This is a genomic window from Thermostichus sp. OS-CIW-31 (assembly GCF_054060305.1).
Genome location: NZ_JBSSDA010000005.1, coordinates 84,560 through 99,825, shown reverse-complemented (window position 1 = coordinate 99,825; position 15,266 = coordinate 84,560). Strand labels below are relative to the sequence as shown.

The 15,266-nt window shown below is 57.2% G+C and carries 15 protein-coding genes; 7 read left to right on the top strand and 8 right to left on the bottom strand.

Annotated features, from left to right (window positions below; genetic code table 11):
- Positions 1-17: 17 nt before the first annotated feature.
- From radC to ACVWY9_RS04770, 4 genes are read right to left on the bottom strand one after another with little or no spacing between them, the layout of a single operon-like run.
- On the bottom strand, positions 18-749 hold the full coding sequence (gene radC / locus ACVWY9_RS04785; RefSeq protein WP_414408993.1) for a RadC family protein: 732 nt from the start codon (positions 747-749) through the stop codon (positions 18-20).
- A 7-nt stretch (positions 750-756) separates the two neighbouring features.
- Entirely contained in the window at positions 757-2,493 is a 1,737-nt protein-coding gene (locus ACVWY9_RS04780) for an ArnT family glycosyltransferase (protein WP_457387645.1), read from the bottom strand.
- The gene (locus ACVWY9_RS04775; protein WP_457387644.1) at positions 2,486-3,547 is read right to left on the bottom strand and encodes a CIA30 family protein; all 1,062 of its coding nucleotides are present in this window, start codon (positions 3,545-3,547) and stop codon (positions 2,486-2,488) included. Before ACVWY9_RS04775 ends, ACVWY9_RS04780 begins: the two co-directional genes overlap by 8 nt.
- A gap of 38 nt (positions 3,548-3,585) precedes the next feature.
- Positions 3,586-4,863, bottom strand: a complete 1,278-nt coding sequence (locus ACVWY9_RS04770; RefSeq protein ID WP_011433584.1) for a cysteine desulfurase — start codon at positions 4,861-4,863, stop codon at positions 3,586-3,588.
- Between the two features lie 184 nt (positions 4,864-5,047).
- Here ACVWY9_RS04770 and ACVWY9_RS04765 point away from each other — a divergent pair, with 184 nt between their 5' ends.
- Together ACVWY9_RS04765 and psb35 are read left to right on the top strand one after the other, a co-directional pair.
- Positions 5,048-5,266: a hypothetical protein gene (locus ACVWY9_RS04765; protein ID WP_414374672.1), complete on the top strand. Its 219-nt coding sequence runs from the start codon at positions 5,048-5,050 to the stop codon at positions 5,264-5,266.
- A 137-nt stretch (positions 5,267-5,403) separates the two neighbouring features.
- On the top strand, positions 5,404-5,712 hold the full coding sequence (gene psb35, locus ACVWY9_RS04760) for a photosystem II assembly protein Psb35 (protein WP_414331646.1): 309 nt from the start codon (positions 5,404-5,406) through the stop codon (positions 5,710-5,712).
- Between the two features lie 172 nt (positions 5,713-5,884).
- Here psb35 and ACVWY9_RS04755 read toward each other — a convergent pair whose 3' ends face one another.
- A complete protein-coding gene (locus ACVWY9_RS04755) occupies positions 5,885-6,829 on the bottom strand; it encodes a hypothetical protein (RefSeq protein WP_457387643.1) in 945 nt (314 codons plus the stop codon).
- 88 nt (positions 6,830-6,917) lie between these two features.
- The gene (locus ACVWY9_RS04750; protein ID WP_011433588.1) at positions 6,918-7,592 is read right to left on the bottom strand and encodes a response regulator transcription factor; all 675 of its coding nucleotides are present in this window, start codon (positions 7,590-7,592) and stop codon (positions 6,918-6,920) included.
- A 193-nt stretch (positions 7,593-7,785) separates the two neighbouring features.
- Here ACVWY9_RS04750 and ACVWY9_RS04745 point away from each other — a divergent pair, with 193 nt between their 5' ends.
- The gene (locus ACVWY9_RS04745; RefSeq protein ID WP_414357525.1) at positions 7,786-8,532 is read left to right on the top strand and encodes a rhomboid family intramembrane serine protease; all 747 of its coding nucleotides are present in this window, start codon (positions 7,786-7,788) and stop codon (positions 8,530-8,532) included.
- Positions 8,533-8,597: 65 nt separating this feature from the next.
- Entirely contained in the window at positions 8,598-9,194 is a 597-nt protein-coding gene (locus tag ACVWY9_RS04740; RefSeq protein WP_457387642.1) for a Uma2 family endonuclease, read from the top strand.
- Positions 9,195-9,250: 56 nt separating this feature from the next.
- On the opposite strand, the gene ACVWY9_RS04735 is transcribed toward ACVWY9_RS04740, so the two are convergent.
- Entirely contained in the window at positions 9,251-10,855 is a 1,605-nt protein-coding gene (locus ACVWY9_RS04735; protein ID WP_457387641.1) for an NAD(P)H-quinone oxidoreductase subunit 4, read from the bottom strand.
- Between the two features lie 235 nt (positions 10,856-11,090).
- Here ACVWY9_RS04735 and ACVWY9_RS04730 point away from each other — a divergent pair, with 235 nt between their 5' ends.
- The 3 genes from ACVWY9_RS04730 to ACVWY9_RS04720 all read left to right on the top strand — a co-directional run bounded on the left by ACVWY9_RS04730 (position 11,091) and on the right by ACVWY9_RS04720 (position 14,127).
- Positions 11,091-11,969, top strand: a complete 879-nt coding sequence (locus ACVWY9_RS04730; RefSeq protein ID WP_457387640.1) for an isoaspartyl peptidase/L-asparaginase — start codon at positions 11,091-11,093, stop codon at positions 11,967-11,969.
- Positions 11,970-12,096: 127 nt separating this feature from the next.
- Positions 12,097-13,131: an adenosine deaminase gene (locus ACVWY9_RS04725; RefSeq protein ID WP_457387639.1), complete on the top strand. Its 1,035-nt coding sequence runs from the start codon at positions 12,097-12,099 to the stop codon at positions 13,129-13,131.
- Positions 13,132-13,323: 192 nt separating this feature from the next.
- A complete protein-coding gene (locus ACVWY9_RS04720) occupies positions 13,324-14,127 on the top strand; it encodes a M55 family metallopeptidase (protein ID WP_414342392.1) in 804 nt (267 codons plus the stop codon).
- Here ACVWY9_RS04720 and mnmH read toward each other — a convergent pair.
- Entirely contained in the window at positions 14,120-15,184 is a 1,065-nt protein-coding gene (mnmH, locus tag ACVWY9_RS04715) for a tRNA 2-selenouridine(34) synthase MnmH (protein WP_414416925.1), read from the bottom strand. The two genes, ACVWY9_RS04720 and mnmH, sit on opposite strands and share 8 nt — an antisense overlap.
- Between the last annotated feature and the right edge of the window lie 82 nt (positions 15,185-15,266).

The window sequence follows — 15,266 nt, the reverse complement described above, 5'->3', positions numbered from 1 at the left end:
CTGGGAGAGGGTGAGGCTTACTCCGGCTGGGGAAACTCCTGCCAAAGGTTGGTGCGCTGGCGCAAGCTGAGGAACTGTCCGCCGCCCAAGATGAGGTGGTCCAAAACCGGGATCTGCAGCAGCTGCCCCGCCTGCAAGAGTTGCCGGGTGAGGGCAAGGTCTTCTGGGCTGGGATCCAAGCTGCCGGAAGGGTGGTTGTGGGCCACCAGGATGCGGCTGGCTCCTTGCTTGATGGCGCTGCGGAAGGTTTCCCGCGGATGGGTGAGGGTTTCGGTGGCTGTCCCCCGGGTTACGATCTGCTGGCCAATGAGGCGGTGCTTGATATCTAGGTGCAAAACGGCAAAATGCTCCTGGGTCTCCCACATCAGGTCGCCGCTCAGGGCCATGGCTGCCTGTTCCGGCGACTCGATCACCGTGCGTTCTGGCGGGCGACCCAAAAACACCCGTCGCCCCAGCTCGATGGCGGCCAACACCGTTGCTGCCTTGGCCGGGCCAATGCCTTCAATTTGCAGCAGCTCCCCTGCCTCCACCTGGCGCAGTTGGGCCAAGGGATCCCCTTGGGCTTCCAATTTTTTCAGGAGCAACTGGGCGAGGCCGACTGCCGAGAGCTTGCCTGGCCCCTGGCCAGTGTTGAGCAAGATGGCCAGCAGCTCGGCGTGGGAGAGGTGCCTTGCCCCTTGGCTGAGCAGCCGCTCGCGGGGACGATCTTGGGCAGGAATATCGCTGATGCGCAGCACGTACTGGCTCATGTCGCGGCTATGGCGGAGAAGAGAAGTGGGGAGAAGCTTTCAGCAGCCAAAACGGGCTTCGGCGCTCAAGGGCCTGCCAGGATCCCAGTGTGGCATCTGACCCGTTATCGGGAACTGCCAACTCCGCCACAAAGGGATCCCAAGTCACCAAGTAATCGGGCATTTGCCTTCTGGCCTGCCAGTCAGCCAGCCCGGCTCGGCTGGCCGCGTAGGGCACCTGTAGCGGGCCGTAAAAATACGGCACAAAAGAGCGAAAGCCATACAGGCCAACCGTCCCGGACAAAGTGGGCTCTGGGCTTTTTTCTGAAACGGTAAACCGCTGGAAAAAGTCGATAGCTCCCCCTTGGGTGTGTTGCAGCAGGCGGGGGAAAACCCAGCCCCAAGCCAGTTGGGCGCTCAGTCCCGTGGCCAAGAGCAAAACTGTCCAGCCCCAAGCCCGCCGCCGTCCTCGACTCCAAAGGAGAATTCCCAGCAGCAGGATCGCGGCGGGGACGTAGGTCAACACCGGCCACTCCACCTCAGCCTGCAGGTATCCCAGCACCAAGCTGCTGGAAAAGTCGTCAGGGATGCCGGCAAAGACCCATGCTTGGACTAGCCCAGCGGGGTCCTGGGATCCCAGCCAGGGCAGCAATAGCCACAGGGCCAGCCAAAACAAGCCACTGAGCAGGATCCAGGCACTTTCCCAAAAACTGGGCCCTCTTTTCTCAGCAACCAGGCGCTGCAAGCGCAGGGCAGCAAAGTAGGCCCCAATGGGGTACAGCAGCGAGGTGTAGTGAACCAGCTTGGTTTGCACCAGCAGCGAAAACAGGGCCAGCACCACCCCAAAAGCCACCAACAGCAGAGATTCTGCCCGCCGAGTCAAATCCACCGAGCCCACGCTCCTGGGGATGGGCTGCAGGATCTCGGCCAAAGCCAAAGAACCCCAGGGAAAGCACCCCAGGGCAAAGGCCAACAGATGAAAATAAACCGGGCCGGGATGCCCATCTGAGCTGGTGAGGATGCGCCATTGGTAGCGCCCAAACTCTTCCACCCATTCTGGCCCCCGTTGCACCCCCTCCAACGCCAGCCAAGTGAGGGGAACAGCCACAGCTAGGCTGAGGAAAACCAGGCTCTCCCCCCATCGAAGGGGAGGATCCCGTTGCCAGAGCTTGTAGAGGATCCAGATAGCCAGGGGCAACACCAGCCCCACCGGCCCTTTGGCCAACACTGCCAAGCCCAGGGCCAGCGCCCCCACCGCTCTCCACCTGCGTCCAGAGTACCCGGCCCGCCAGGCCTCCTCGGCGGCCCAAAGGGATCCCAGCCCCACACCCATGCCCAGGTTGAGTAGCGGGTCGATGAGACCAGTTTTGTAAAAAAACAAGGGCAGGTAGCCCGTCAGCAGCAAGATCCCCCATAGGCAGCCGAACCCCATCCCGCCCAGACAGGATCCCCACCCCACCAGCAGCGCCACCGTGATCCCGCCAGCAAAAGCATTGGGCAAGCGCGCTGCCCCTTCGTTCATCCCTAAAACAGCCATGGACAGGGCCTGCAGCCAAAAAAAGAGAGGGGGCTTCTCGAAAAAAGGCTCCCCGTTGATGGCCAACGAGAAAGGATCCCCGCTGGCCAGCATCTGCCGCGCCAAGCTGGCGTAGATCAGCTCATCCCAGTCGAACAGGTAGGGGATCCCCTGACCTACCCACAGCCACAGGCCGGCCAAAAGCCCCATCCCCAGGGATCCCTTGAGGCGGCCCAGAAAGCTAGGCATGGAAAGCTTCTGAAGACACCACCCGGCCCACGCTCTGAGGCGAGCGCAGGAGGCGGAGCAACTGGGCTGCCAGAGCGGATCCCTCTGTCTCTACCGGAATCTCCACCCCACACCAACGGCTGGAGCTACCCTGCAGGGCAGCTATCCACTCCGGGGCAAGGGATCCCCGCGCCACCCCGATCAATTGCGGCAGAGGCTCCCGACGATACAGCCCAATCCAGCGCAAGCCCAGTTGAAAAGGCCCCGGTCGGAAACGGGGGTTTGGGCTGCCATCGGCCTCGAACTTGCTTAGCATCAGTTGCAGCGAGTAGATCTGGCGACTATTGAGAGGGGGAGCAGAAACCCGGCGGGCGCGGAACGTGGCAACCATCTCCGCAAAGGGGATCTGAACGGTCTGCTCTTCTCCCGGCGCAGTGTCGAACGCATAGCCGTAGGCGGGGCTGTCCCAGCCGCCTTGATCCCGCAGTAAGACCTTATACCGCTGCCCATCCCCTCGCAGGCGCAGCTCCAGACCGGCAAACCCCGATAAGTCCAGCGGCGGCTGACAATTGCGGGTGCGCGTGGAAACAAACCCCCCAAAGTTGGCCGTGGAAACCTGGCCTGCGAACAGCAGCTCCTCCTTTCCCCAGAGCAGTTGGCTTTGGCTCGCCCCGCCCATCACCACATCGTCCAAAATGCCCCAAAACCGATGCAAATCCGGGTTGGGCCGGCGAAAGTCGAACAGCATCCGCTCCGTTTGCCCACTGCTGCGCAATTGCTCCAGATAAGCCTTGGCCGTTGGCGGATCCTCCAAACCCAGGATCACCGTTGCCGTCGCCCAATCTGGTGTCTGGCTCACCTCCACGCCCTGCTGCCGCAGGGCCTCCGCCAACCCGTCAGGCAAACCTTCCCCCACTACCCCCACCTGGATAGGAGCCGACTCGGCAAGAGAAGGTGGCACACAATCATCCTCCACGGCCTGGAACCCATTTTGAACCCAACGCCACACCTCCGCCAAAGGCAGGGCCTCATAGTAGGTGAGTGTGTTCCAGAACCGCCCCAGATCCCAAGGCATGAGTCTACCTCATCTCTTCAGAGGTCTATCCCGGATCCCTAGCTTAGGGCAGCGCCGAAGAACTCCACCGCTTCTGCCAACACGTCTAAAAAGCGATCCACCTCCGCCAACGTGTTGTACAGGTAAACACTGGCTCGGGCAGTGGACTGTACTCCCAAATAGCGATGGAGGGGTTGAGTGCAGTGGTGCCCCGCTCGAACGGCAATGCCTTGCTCATCCAGCAAAGTAGACAGGTCATGGGGATGGACAGCCTCCACCGAAAAGCTAACCAGCCCTGCCCGTCGCGCCGGATCCTTGGGGCCATAAACCGTAATACCCGCTATGTGCTGGATCCCGTCCAACAGGTGGGTAATCAACCTTTGTTCATGGGCATGAACCCGCTCCAGACCGATCTGGCTCAAGTAATCTACGGCTGCCCCCAGCCCCACCGCCTGGGCAATCGCCGGCGTACCGGCTTCAAATTTGTGGGGGATATCCGCATAGGTGGCGTGATCCCAGTACACATCGGCGATCATCTCTCCCCCACCCAAAAAAGGGGGCATCGCTCGCAGCAGCTCCCGCCTGCCGTAGAGGACGCCGATCCCCGTTGGGCCACACATCTTGTGCCCCGAAAAGGCCAACCAATCGCAATCCAGCGCCTGGACATCCACAGGCATGTGGGGCACGCTCTGGCAGGCATCCAGCAAAACCTTGGCTCCGTAACGATGGGCCAGTTCAGTCATCTCCTGAACGGGGTTGATGGATCCCAGCATGTTGGAGACCTGGGTTACCGCCACCAAGCGGGTGCGGTCGCTGAGCAAAGATTGGTAGTGCTCCAGATCCAACTCTCCCTCTGGCGTGATCTGGATGAACTTGAGGTGGGCTCCCGTCTTCTGGGCCACCCATTGCCACGGGATTAGGTTGCTGTGGTGCTCCATCACCGAGAGGACGATCTCATCCCCCCGCTCCAGATGGCTCAAGCCCCAACTGTAGGCCACCAGATTGATGGCTTCGCTGGCATTGCGGGTGTAGATGATCTCCTGAGGAGAAGGCGCGTTCACAAACCGAGCGATCTTTTCCCGCGCCCCCTCATAGGCATCTGTGGCTTCGTTGCTCAGCGTATGGACCCCACGATGCACGTTGGCGTTGCAGTGTCGATAGTAATGATCCATCGCCTGCATAACCGCCAGTGGCTTTTGAGAAGTGGCGGCATTGTCAAAGTAGATCAGCGGGTGGCCGTTGACCTGGCGCTGCAAAATCGGAAAATCTGACCGCACCTGGGCAGCCAGATCGAAAGAATGGTCAAGCTTGAGAGAAGAAAGGGGGGATACCGCCATGGTCTGCGCAAAAAGCCTGCTTCCCTCAGTATGACATTGCTTCGGGCCAGCCCTCGGCCAACCCCTCTGCCCAAACCGTTGCAACGGCCAGGGATCCCTTCCTCCCTGACCTGAAAGCGAAGCTTGTCACAAAATGTAACTTTGTGTTAAGTTTGGTTACAGCAACCAATACGAGGTATTAGCAATGCAATCGTCTCCCAGAATCCCTTCTCGTCTGGACTCCGCTTCTGTTGCCCAGTACTACGACACCACCAACGACTGGATCCCAGGCTGGACGGAGCAAGCAGAGCGTTGGAATGGACGCTTGGCCATGTTGGGCTTGGTGATCAGCATCGCTACGGAAGCGGCGTTGGGCCACAGTGTTTTTGCCAGCACTCTCGCCCAGTGGCTAGGTCTGCAATAACCTGCAATAATTTGTCGAAGAACTTTTCGGTAGAGCCACATTGGACATCTCACAGACTTTCTCTTCGGCTTTGAGATGTTACAGCTCTACCCTTTTTGGGAGCTTTTTCACCCTTCAATCCCTATCTCGACAGTCCGATGATGCTTGACAATCCCTTCCTCCCCTACATTGCCGTCATGGTGGCCGGGCTGGTGGCCGCTGTTGTGATTGGCTCGATGGCTTTCTTCAACTCCAAGCGCCCTGCTGGCTGGGAAGGCGCCGGTCGCCCGCGGTACGTGCCGCAGTACGGTCAAGACGGCGATACCCCGCCGGAGTGGGAGATTGGCTGGACGGAGAAGGCCGAGCGATGGAACGGACGGCTGGCCATGCTGGGGTTTGCCATCAGTGTTGTGGTAGAGGCCATAGTGGGCCACAGCGTGTTTGCCTCTGCACTGGGGATCCACTGATCCAAGTTGAAAGCTGTCCGGCGCCCAGTCGTCTCGAGGAAATAAAGGCGGAAGCTATGGAAGCCTGCTTTTTCCTCATGCGTGCTCTTTGTCTTTGCCGTGCAGTACTACCTCGCTTATCTCCTGGAAAGGCTGTACCCAAAGATCGGTGCCTCCTCCATTCGGTTGGTGTCTAGCCATCTGTTGCCTGTCTAATATGATTCTCAAAGGTGAGACGTGCTGGAAGCTCAGAAAGGTTCGTAGGGATACCCACAAGCTTGAGTGTCTTGAAAAATAGATGGAAGTTATCTACCTTGTCACAGCGGAAGTAACAATCAGAGCTCTTTGTTGACCTAGACCCTGAGATAAACTCCAGGCGGAATACGTAACCATCCTCACTATCAATGCACAGCTTAATCTCTTTGATAGCCTGGATCCTAAATAACAATCGCTCTGAAGAACCGAAATCCTCGACTCTAACGTACTCCCTACTTATGGCAACGCATCCAAATGAAACCTCTTGTCCACGCTCAATTGCTTCTCTCATGCCTTTCCAGCGCGTGGAGCAAATGTAGCTGGCTACATACCTCATCAAAGGCAAAGACGGGGAAGATATAGATACGACAGGATTTCCTTGGCAATTGATGTAGTAGCTGTAGTATGGGTAGCATTCTGATTTGACAAAACCGACACTCTTCTTTCTGAAGTCCACGTTCACTGAGACAATTTCGTTATACCTATAGGCAAGTCTGTTCTGCTTTCCTAGGATGTCACGATAGATGTCATGATAAATGAAGCCATTGCTCAAAATAACAACCCTAGATTTATAGGGTTGATTTGAGTACCAATAGTACCAAAGAAGCATCGATAAACCACCCAACAATCCAGAAAAAGCCATAGCAATAGGAGGTATGCCACTGGCCAAAGTGCTAGGGATCCATGTCCCTAAGGCAGAAAGTATTGCCGATAGAACTGCGAAGATAGGAAGTCCAATAAGTAGCAATGTAGATAAAGATACCGACACAACACGCATCAGCAAAGTAAAAGGGCTCCATTTCTCGATTGGCGTTTCTTCTGTTGTTACGAGGTATCCCAGTGACTTATCCCGTACCAGCTTTGTCTCGGCCTCTAATAACATCACTTATCCCCCCTCACTTCTTGGATAAGCTCCATTGGCAATCTATGCCAAAGTAGTGTTTAGAGACAAACTCATAATCTATTCTGTTTCACCACTGGATAATCTTTTTCTGAACGGCTGTCATACACATGGCAACGCGAGCATTGATCTCATCCTCAGAGCCGAAAATATCCAACTTTTCTTTGAGCCTCTGGATACAGTTTTGTACGGTCTTCTTGCTGGTGTGAATGCGATCTGCGATGGCCTGATCGGTGAGGGCTTCTTTGCAGAGCAAGTTCAAGACCTCAATTTCTCGTTCCGTCAGCTTCGTAAGACCGCGCAACTCCCGCGGCATGCGCAATTCTCCATTGAGGGCACTTTTGGCCCCCTCCAAAAACACGGTGCGCCGTTCCATTTTGTTGACCGCGGCAAACCCACCCTGGTGTTTGCTGATCAGGCCCACCAATGGAGTGAGCAGCAGCGGCTCGCTGGAATAGGCCATCACATTTAGGGTGGGGTAGTTCTCAAAGATATGACGCAGGAACTCTAGGCCAGGCTCGGCAGACTGCTCCCCGCTGGTTTGACCGTAGAGCAGATCGGCTACAACCAAGTCCGGTTGTTCCCGCTGCAGGCGCAGGATGGCGTCCATGGGATTGGTGACCGTAATACATTGAGCATCTGCTGCAATGCGTTGCAGCCACTCACAGTTGTTTTGAGCCACCTCTGGATGATCTTCGACGATCAAAAACTTGAGCGGGGCAGTGGGGCTTTCAACCTCGGACATCAATCCACTCCTCTAGTCCAGCCTTGCAGTTTATCCTCTGCCGGGCGGGCTTGACTGAAAACTGAAATAGGTTCACCAGCAAAGCTCCCAGCAGGTTACCCTAGTGTAGCCTCAGGTAGGGGTTTAGAGGTGAACCTGGGGGGGCAGAAAAGAACAGGCTAGGCTAGAGGGTGACGTCAACCGGATCTGAACTGTGGTACCCCTGCAAGATCGCAACCCAACCACCCGCACAGCCTATGTCACTTATGCCCTGGTGATCGTTAACATCTTAATTTTTCTGTACCAGCTAACCCTGTCGCCACAAGAGCTGGCAGCTTTTTTCCGGGAGTGGGCAGTGGTACCGATAGAGTTGACGGCCAGTTTTCGAGGGGAGATCACCTCTTCGTCGCGTCCAGAATGGGTAACCCTATTCACCTCACAATTTCTGCATGGGGGCTTTCTCCACATTGGCGGGAACATGCTTTTTTTGTGGGTTTTCGGCAACAACGTTGAGGATCGCTTGGGCCATGTGCGTTACCTCATCTTCTACCTGACTTGTGGAGCTTTGGCTGCATTAACGCAGTGGTTTTTCGACATGGGATCCCCCATTCCTTCACTGGGGGCAAGCGGCGCTATTGCTGGCGTATTGGGAGCCTATATTTTGCGTTTTCCACGGGCCGAGATCCTAACCTTGGTGCCCTTGGGTATTTTTATCACAACCCTCTACATTCCAGCTTGGGTGTTCCTAGGCTTTTGGTTCATCCAGCAAGCCTTCTACGGCATTGCCAGCCTACAGACGCCTACCAACATCGGTATGCAGGGTGGGGGGATTGCCTATTGGGCCCATGCGGGCGGTTTTGTGTTTGGGGCCATTTTGGGGCCGCTGATGGGGTTGTTTTCCGGCAAAAGCCCTTATGACCGCCAAATGACTTGGCAACAACGTGACAGGGATCTGTTTTGATTTGATCAGCTTTGATACTTTCTCAGTCTATTGTTAATCGGATAGCAGCGTGATGGGAGAAAGCCATGGTCAGTCTATCTGCCAAGCCTCTAACTCTGGAAGACTTTCTACAACAGCCGGAAACTCAGCCCGCCAGGGAGTTCATCAAAGGAGAAATTATCCAGAAGCCCATGCCACAGGGAAAACATAGCCGTCTCCAACTAAAACTGGGTAGCTTCATTAACGAGATGTTTGAGCCTTCTCAACTGGGAATGGCATTTCCAGAGCTGCGCTGCACCTTCGCCGGATACGCGATTGTACCCGATATTTCTGTGATCCCCTGGGATCGGATCCCTGTGGATGAAGATGGCACCATTCAAAATCTCATCCCCTTTTGCCCTGATTGGATGATCGAGATTCTCTCTCCCGATCAAAATCCAATGAAGCTGGTCAAAAAAATCTTGATCGGCCTGGATCACGGCTGCCAAATGGGGTGGATCGTGGCTCCCGAAGAAAGGGTTGTTTTCGCCTACCCTGCCGGGCAGCAGCCGACAGTACATGAGGATCCCCAAGAGGTGATCCCCGCTCCCGCCTTCGCCTCAGGGATCCAACTGACAATCGCAACTTTGTTCGGCTGGATGCAAGTTCAAGCTGGTGAGGGCCGCAAGCCCAATAGGGGATAGAAAGGGAGTGGATCCCTTTCCGACCCTCAGTTCTCACCTCAATTCAACATTATTATTCAGTTGTTGTAGAGGTCAGGAGCTTGGGCAACCGTCTCACCAGTTTGAGGCAGCTCCTGCCGCAGCAGCGCCACCAAAGCGTTAGTGGATTGGTCGTAGAGGCTGGTCACCAGCTTGGGATAGAGGCCAATGCCGATGATGGGGATCAACAGGCAGGCGATGATGAACACCTCGCGCGGCTCGGCATCCACCAACTCTTCGTGTTCGGTGAGCTCTTTGTTCTCTGGGCCAAAGAAAATCTGCCGCAACATCGACAGCAGGTAGATGGGGGTCAGGATCACCCCAACTGCTGCCAGGAAAACCACCACCAACCGGAAGGGGAGAGAGTAGGCATCGGTGGTGGCCATGCCGATAAACACCATGATCTCGGCCACAAAGCCGCTCATGCCGGGTAGGGCTAGCGAAGCCAGGGAGCAGGCGGTGAACATGGAGAAGATCTTGGGCATCTTCAGGCCAACGCCGCCCATTTCCTCCAGCTCCAGCGTATGGGTGCGGTCGTAGGTGGCCCCCACCAAAAAGAACAGGCTGGCCCCGATCAGCCCGTGGGAGATCATCTGCAGCATGGCGCCGCTCATGCCGATCTCCGTCAGGGATCCGATGCCGATGAGCACAAAACCCATGTGGCTGATGGAAGAATAGGCGATCTTCCGTTTCAGGTTGCGCTGGGCAAAAGAGGTGAGGGCGGCAAAGATGATGTTCACCACCCCCAGCACGATCAGCACCGGCGCAAAGTAAAGATGAGCATCCGGCAGCATGCCCGCATTCATGCGCATCAGGGCATAGCCCCCCATCTTGAGCAGGATCCCGGCCAGCAACATGTGCACCGGCGCAGTGGCCTCGCCGTGGGCATCGGGCAGCCAAGTGTGCAAGGGGAAAATGGGCAGCTTCACCCCATAGGCAATGAGGAAGGCCCCATACATCAGCAGTTGGAAGGTGAGTGGATAGGTCTTGTGGGCCAGATCCGTCATGTCAAAGCTGATGGGATCCCCGTAGAAGGCCATGGCCAGACCTGCCACCAGGATAAACAGGGAGCTGAGAGCCGTGTAGAGGATGAACTTGGTGGCCGCATACAGGCGGTTGTATCCCCCCCAAATGGAGAGGAGCAAGTACACCGGGATCAGCTCCAATTCCCACATCAGGAAAAACAGCAACATGTCCTGCACGGCAAACACCCCGATCTGCCCGCCATACATGGCCAGCATCAAAAAGTAGAAGAGGCGAGGTTTGAGGGTGACCGGCCAAGCGGCCAAGATGGCTAGGGTAGTGATAAACGCCGTGAGCAGGATCAGGGGCATGGAGAGGCCATCAGCCCCCACCGACCAACTCAAGCCCACTTGGGGTACCCAGGTGTAGCGCTCCAGCAGTTGCAAACCTGTCTGGCCGGGATCGTAGCCGACATAGAAGCCGGCCAGCAGAATCAGCAGATCCGTGACCGCAATGAACAAAGCAAACCAGCGGATCCGCTCGGCCAACTTTTGTGCGTAGGCGCGGGTACTGGGATCCCCAGCCGGTGCTGGGATCAGGGGAATAAATAGGGCGGCCAACACAGGGTAAGCGATGACCGTGGTCAGCCAAGGAAACTCGTGCAAGCTGGGCAGCGCCATGGATGTAACCTCGCTTGTGCCATACCATCAGGGGGATCCCTGCCGGCTGCAATCCGACAGCCCTTTACCAGAATCGCCCTTGAGTATCTATGCTTAGCAAATCTACAGGATTATCTTAAGGCTCCCTCTCCCTTTGCGTTGGGATCCCTGGGATGGAGCAGATGCATGGGTGGATGTTGTACCCGAAAATCAAAATATAGTCTTCCACTGTTCTCACAAGGTAACCGATCTCATCATGCCTCAGCCCAAACTGATCATCCACGGCGGAGCCGGCAGCGCCCTGGAAGGGGAAAGCAGCCTGGAAAAAGTGAGGGGATCCCTGCAGCAGGTGGTGGAGAGCACCTACGAGCTGCTATTGGCCGGGCAGAGTGCCGAGGCAGCAGTGTTGCATGCCTGCCAGTTGCTGGAAGACGATCCGCTCTACAACGCCGGGACAGGGTCGGTCTTGCAATCGGATGGGCAAATCCGCATGAGCGCCGCTCTCATGAACGGGGCCACCCAGTCTTTTAGCGGGGTGATCAACGTCAGCCGAGTTCAGCATCCCATCCTCATGGCCCAGGCTCTGCAATCAAGCCCGGATCGCGTGGTGGCCGAACAAGGGGCAGCAGAGCTGGCGCGGGAGCTGCAGTTGCCGGTCTATGACCCGGCCACTCTCAAGCGGGTTCAAGAGTGGGTGCAGTTGCGCCAAACCCATCCCCCAACTAGGGTTCTCACTGCTCTGGCCATGGGCACGGTGGGGGCGGTGGCGCTGGATCAACAGGGGCAAATCTGTGCCGGCACCTCCACCGGCGGGCGGGGGTTTGAACGGGTGGGGCGAGTAAGCGATTCGGCCACTCCGGCGGGAACCTATGCCAGTGCGGCGGCGGGGGTCAGTTGCACCGGTGTCGGGGAAGATATTTTGGATGAGAGCTTGGCGGCGCGGATTGTGATTCGAGTGGAAGATGGCCTCAGCCTGAAGGCTGCCATGGCCAAGTCTTTTCAAGAGGCCCGCCAACGTCGCCGCTCCTTTGGGGCCATTGCTCTATCGCGCTCGGGCGAGATTGCTTGGGATACCACCACCGACCTACTGCTGGCCGCCTATCACGATGGGCAGGGGATCGGCTTGACGATCTAAACTTCTAGCCGGGCTTGCGGGATTAGACCTGGACAAGCCTGAGGCGGTTGGATAAGAGTAGGATAAGAGTAGAAATAGTACTTAAACAAACCAAGTCTGCCCCCTGGCGGGCCACTGTAGAGCGTTTATGGCACTTCACGCGGAGTTGCACCGTCATTTGGGCGGGTCGGTTGTCCCCCGAATTCTGTGGCGCTATTTTCACCGCCAGGGATCCCCTTTGGCGGAGCGCTTTCCCACCTATGCCGAGTTTGAGGAGTTCTACACCCGCCCGCGCAACACCCTCGAGGATTACCTGGAGCTGCACACGCTGGTGGAACAGGTGCAGACCCTGGAAACCCTGCCCTATTTTATCTACCGCCTGCTGCGGGGAGCCTACGTCTTTGAGGATCTGGCCTACCTGGAGATTCGCTACACTCCCTACCTACGCACGGATCCCAGCCTGGATGAGGCGGAGCGCCTCAAGCAGATGCGCCAGGTAATCGAGACGGTGGGGCAGGCCAGCCAGCAGCGGGAGTATCCCATCGTCACCACCCAGATCGTCTGTTTGCATTCACGCCTGCCCAGCCACATCAACCGGGCCATGGTGGAAGCTGCCGCTGAGTCGGAGTATGTGTGTGCCATCGACCTGGCCGGGGGAGACAAGCCCTACGGCGAACGGATGGACGAGTGGATTGAGCTGTTCAAGTATGCGCTGGCCCGCGGCCTGAAAACCACTGCCCACCTGTACGAAACTTTGGATGGCTGCTACCCACAGTTGCTGCCCTATGTCTCGCGGATCGGCCACGGCATTCAGATCCCCCTTCACTATCCAGAATTGCTGCCGGAGCTGGCACGGCGAGGACAATGCCTAGAAGTTTGTCCCACCACCTATCTAAAAACGGGAACCCTGCCCAGTTTGGAGCCCCTCAAGGTTGTCTTTGACCGCTGCTTTGAGGCGGGGGTGGATATCGCCATCTGCACCGACAACGCCGGCTTGCACAATGTACGCCTGCCGTTTGAGTACGAAAACCTGCTAACCCACGACATTATCGATTTCGAGCAGCTCAAACACTGCCAGGAAGCAGCCTTTCGTCACGCTTTTGCCTGGCCCTACAAGGGGCGTCCGGCCTCATTGTTGTCGGAGTTACAGCAGGGGGTATCTGCTTCTTTGGTGGCTCTCTGATCCCCTCAGCGGGACGGAGTCTTTATTCTTCATCCGAGCTTCTTGAGAATAGGGAAGGGATCCGTAACAGAGACAGGGGCAGCTTTCGCAAGGGAAATAACCGCTTGGATCCCTTGCCCAGAGCGATGCTGAGCGGCATCCGAGGGTGGATGAAGCCCAGCAGAATCCAATGCTGAGTCTACTGAGCCAAGCATGAAGGTCTATATCAGTGCCGATATTGAAGGGATCGCCGGCATCAGCCATTGGGATGAGGCCACCATCGGCCAGCCGGGTTACGAGGCATTCCGAGAGCAGATGACCCGAGCAGTGATCGCGGCTTGTGAGGGATCCCTGGCTGCCGGAGCCACGCAGATCACAGTCAAAGATGCCCATGACTCCGGGCGGAACCTCATCCCCGAACGGTTGCCGGAGCCGGTGCAACTCATCCGCGGCTGGAGCGGCCACCCCTACTGTATGGTGCAAGAGTTGGATCGCAGTTACGATGCCCTGCTCCTAATCGGCTATCATGCCCGCGCCGGATCTGCTGCCAACCCCCTCGCCCACACCTACACCACCGAAGTTAGCCAAATCCGGCTGAACGGCCAGGCCATCGCCGAGTTTCACCTGGTCAGCCTCACGGCTGCCTATGAGGGAGTCCCAGTTGTGTTTGTAGCCGGAGATGCGGAGGTGTGTGCCGCAGCGAAAGCTTATGACGCCCACATCGAGACGGTGGTCACCCACAAAGGGATAGGCCAGTCGGTCATTACGCCACATCCGCAGCAGGTTCTACAGGCCATCCGCCAAGGTGTAGAGGGATCCCTGAGGCGGCTGTCGGCCTACCGGCCTCGCCCACTGCCGGATCACTTTCAATTGGAAGTGGACTACAAGGATCCCGCTCGGGCCTACCGCAAGTCTTTTTATCCCGGCTGCCGGTGGATTGCCGATTCCACGGTTCGGCTGGAAGTTTCCGAGTGGTTTGAGGTGTTGCGGGCTTTGGAGTTTATCGTGCTCACCTAGCCAGGGATCCAAGCGGCATCTGGATGAGGCGAGCAGCAGCTTCCCTGAGGCTGGTCTCGGAAAGGTCAGACAGCTCAATCCGGGCCCGAAGGCGATTGAAGTTTTGCTGCAGCCCGTGTCGATAGGTGGGGTCGTAGTGCTGCTCCAGCAACTCCTGCACAAACTGCGGCCAGTCTTGGGCGTCGATCAGCTCAAACCAACGCTGCAAGCGGCCCTGGCCAAGACGGGACTTCAGAAGCAGCAATTTTTCCTTCAGCGCTTGGGGGTGAGCAATCCAGTGGGGATAGTGGGCGATTAACCCCTTCACCCGCTCCTCTAGAGGCAACTGCACTTCGACACAGTCGGCTTGGGTAAGGGCTTGCCAAAGGGCAGGCGGCAGATGGAGCTGGCCCACTTTGGCACTCTCAGCCTCCACCCAGACTGGCTTGGCGGGATCCCACTGGAGAAAAACCTGCACCAGTTGACTTTCAAAGCTCTTCTGACTGGGCTGTGGCACCCCCCACTCGGCCCCCAGGAGGGATCCCCGGTGACAGGCCAGCTTTTCCAGATCGAGAACTTGGGATCCCTGTTGGCGCAGATGGTGAAGCAACTGGGTTTTGCCGCTCCCTGTTGGTCCGCAGAGCACTCGGTAGGTAAATTCCTGGGGCAAGATCTGCAGCTGTCGGCGCACCCAGGCCCGGTAGGTTTTGTAGCCACCTTGCAAAACCGTAACCTGCCAGCCCACCTGGGACAATACCAATGCCAAGCTGGCAGAGCGCTGCCCTCCCCGCCAGCAGTAGATTAGGGGCCGGTAATCGCGATCTTTATCGGCAAAATGGGTTTGCAAGTGGCGACTGATGTTCTGGGCCACCAAGCTTGCCCCTCGTTTGCGGGCTGTAAAGGGATCCACCTGCTTGTAGAGCGTGCCCACCTCCGCCCGTTCTGTATCGTAGAGTACAGGCAAGTTGATGGCTCCCGGCCAATGATCCTCTGCGAACTCTGCCGGAGAGCGCACATCGATAATTTCGCTGTAGGTGTGCAGCCAGGGCTCTGCAGTGAAGTGAATCGGAGGAGACACAAACCTGTGGATGGAAATGGCAAGCTAGCGCAATCTTGAACAGTTTCTAGCTTAGCCAACGCTGCTGCTCAAGGAAGCCCAG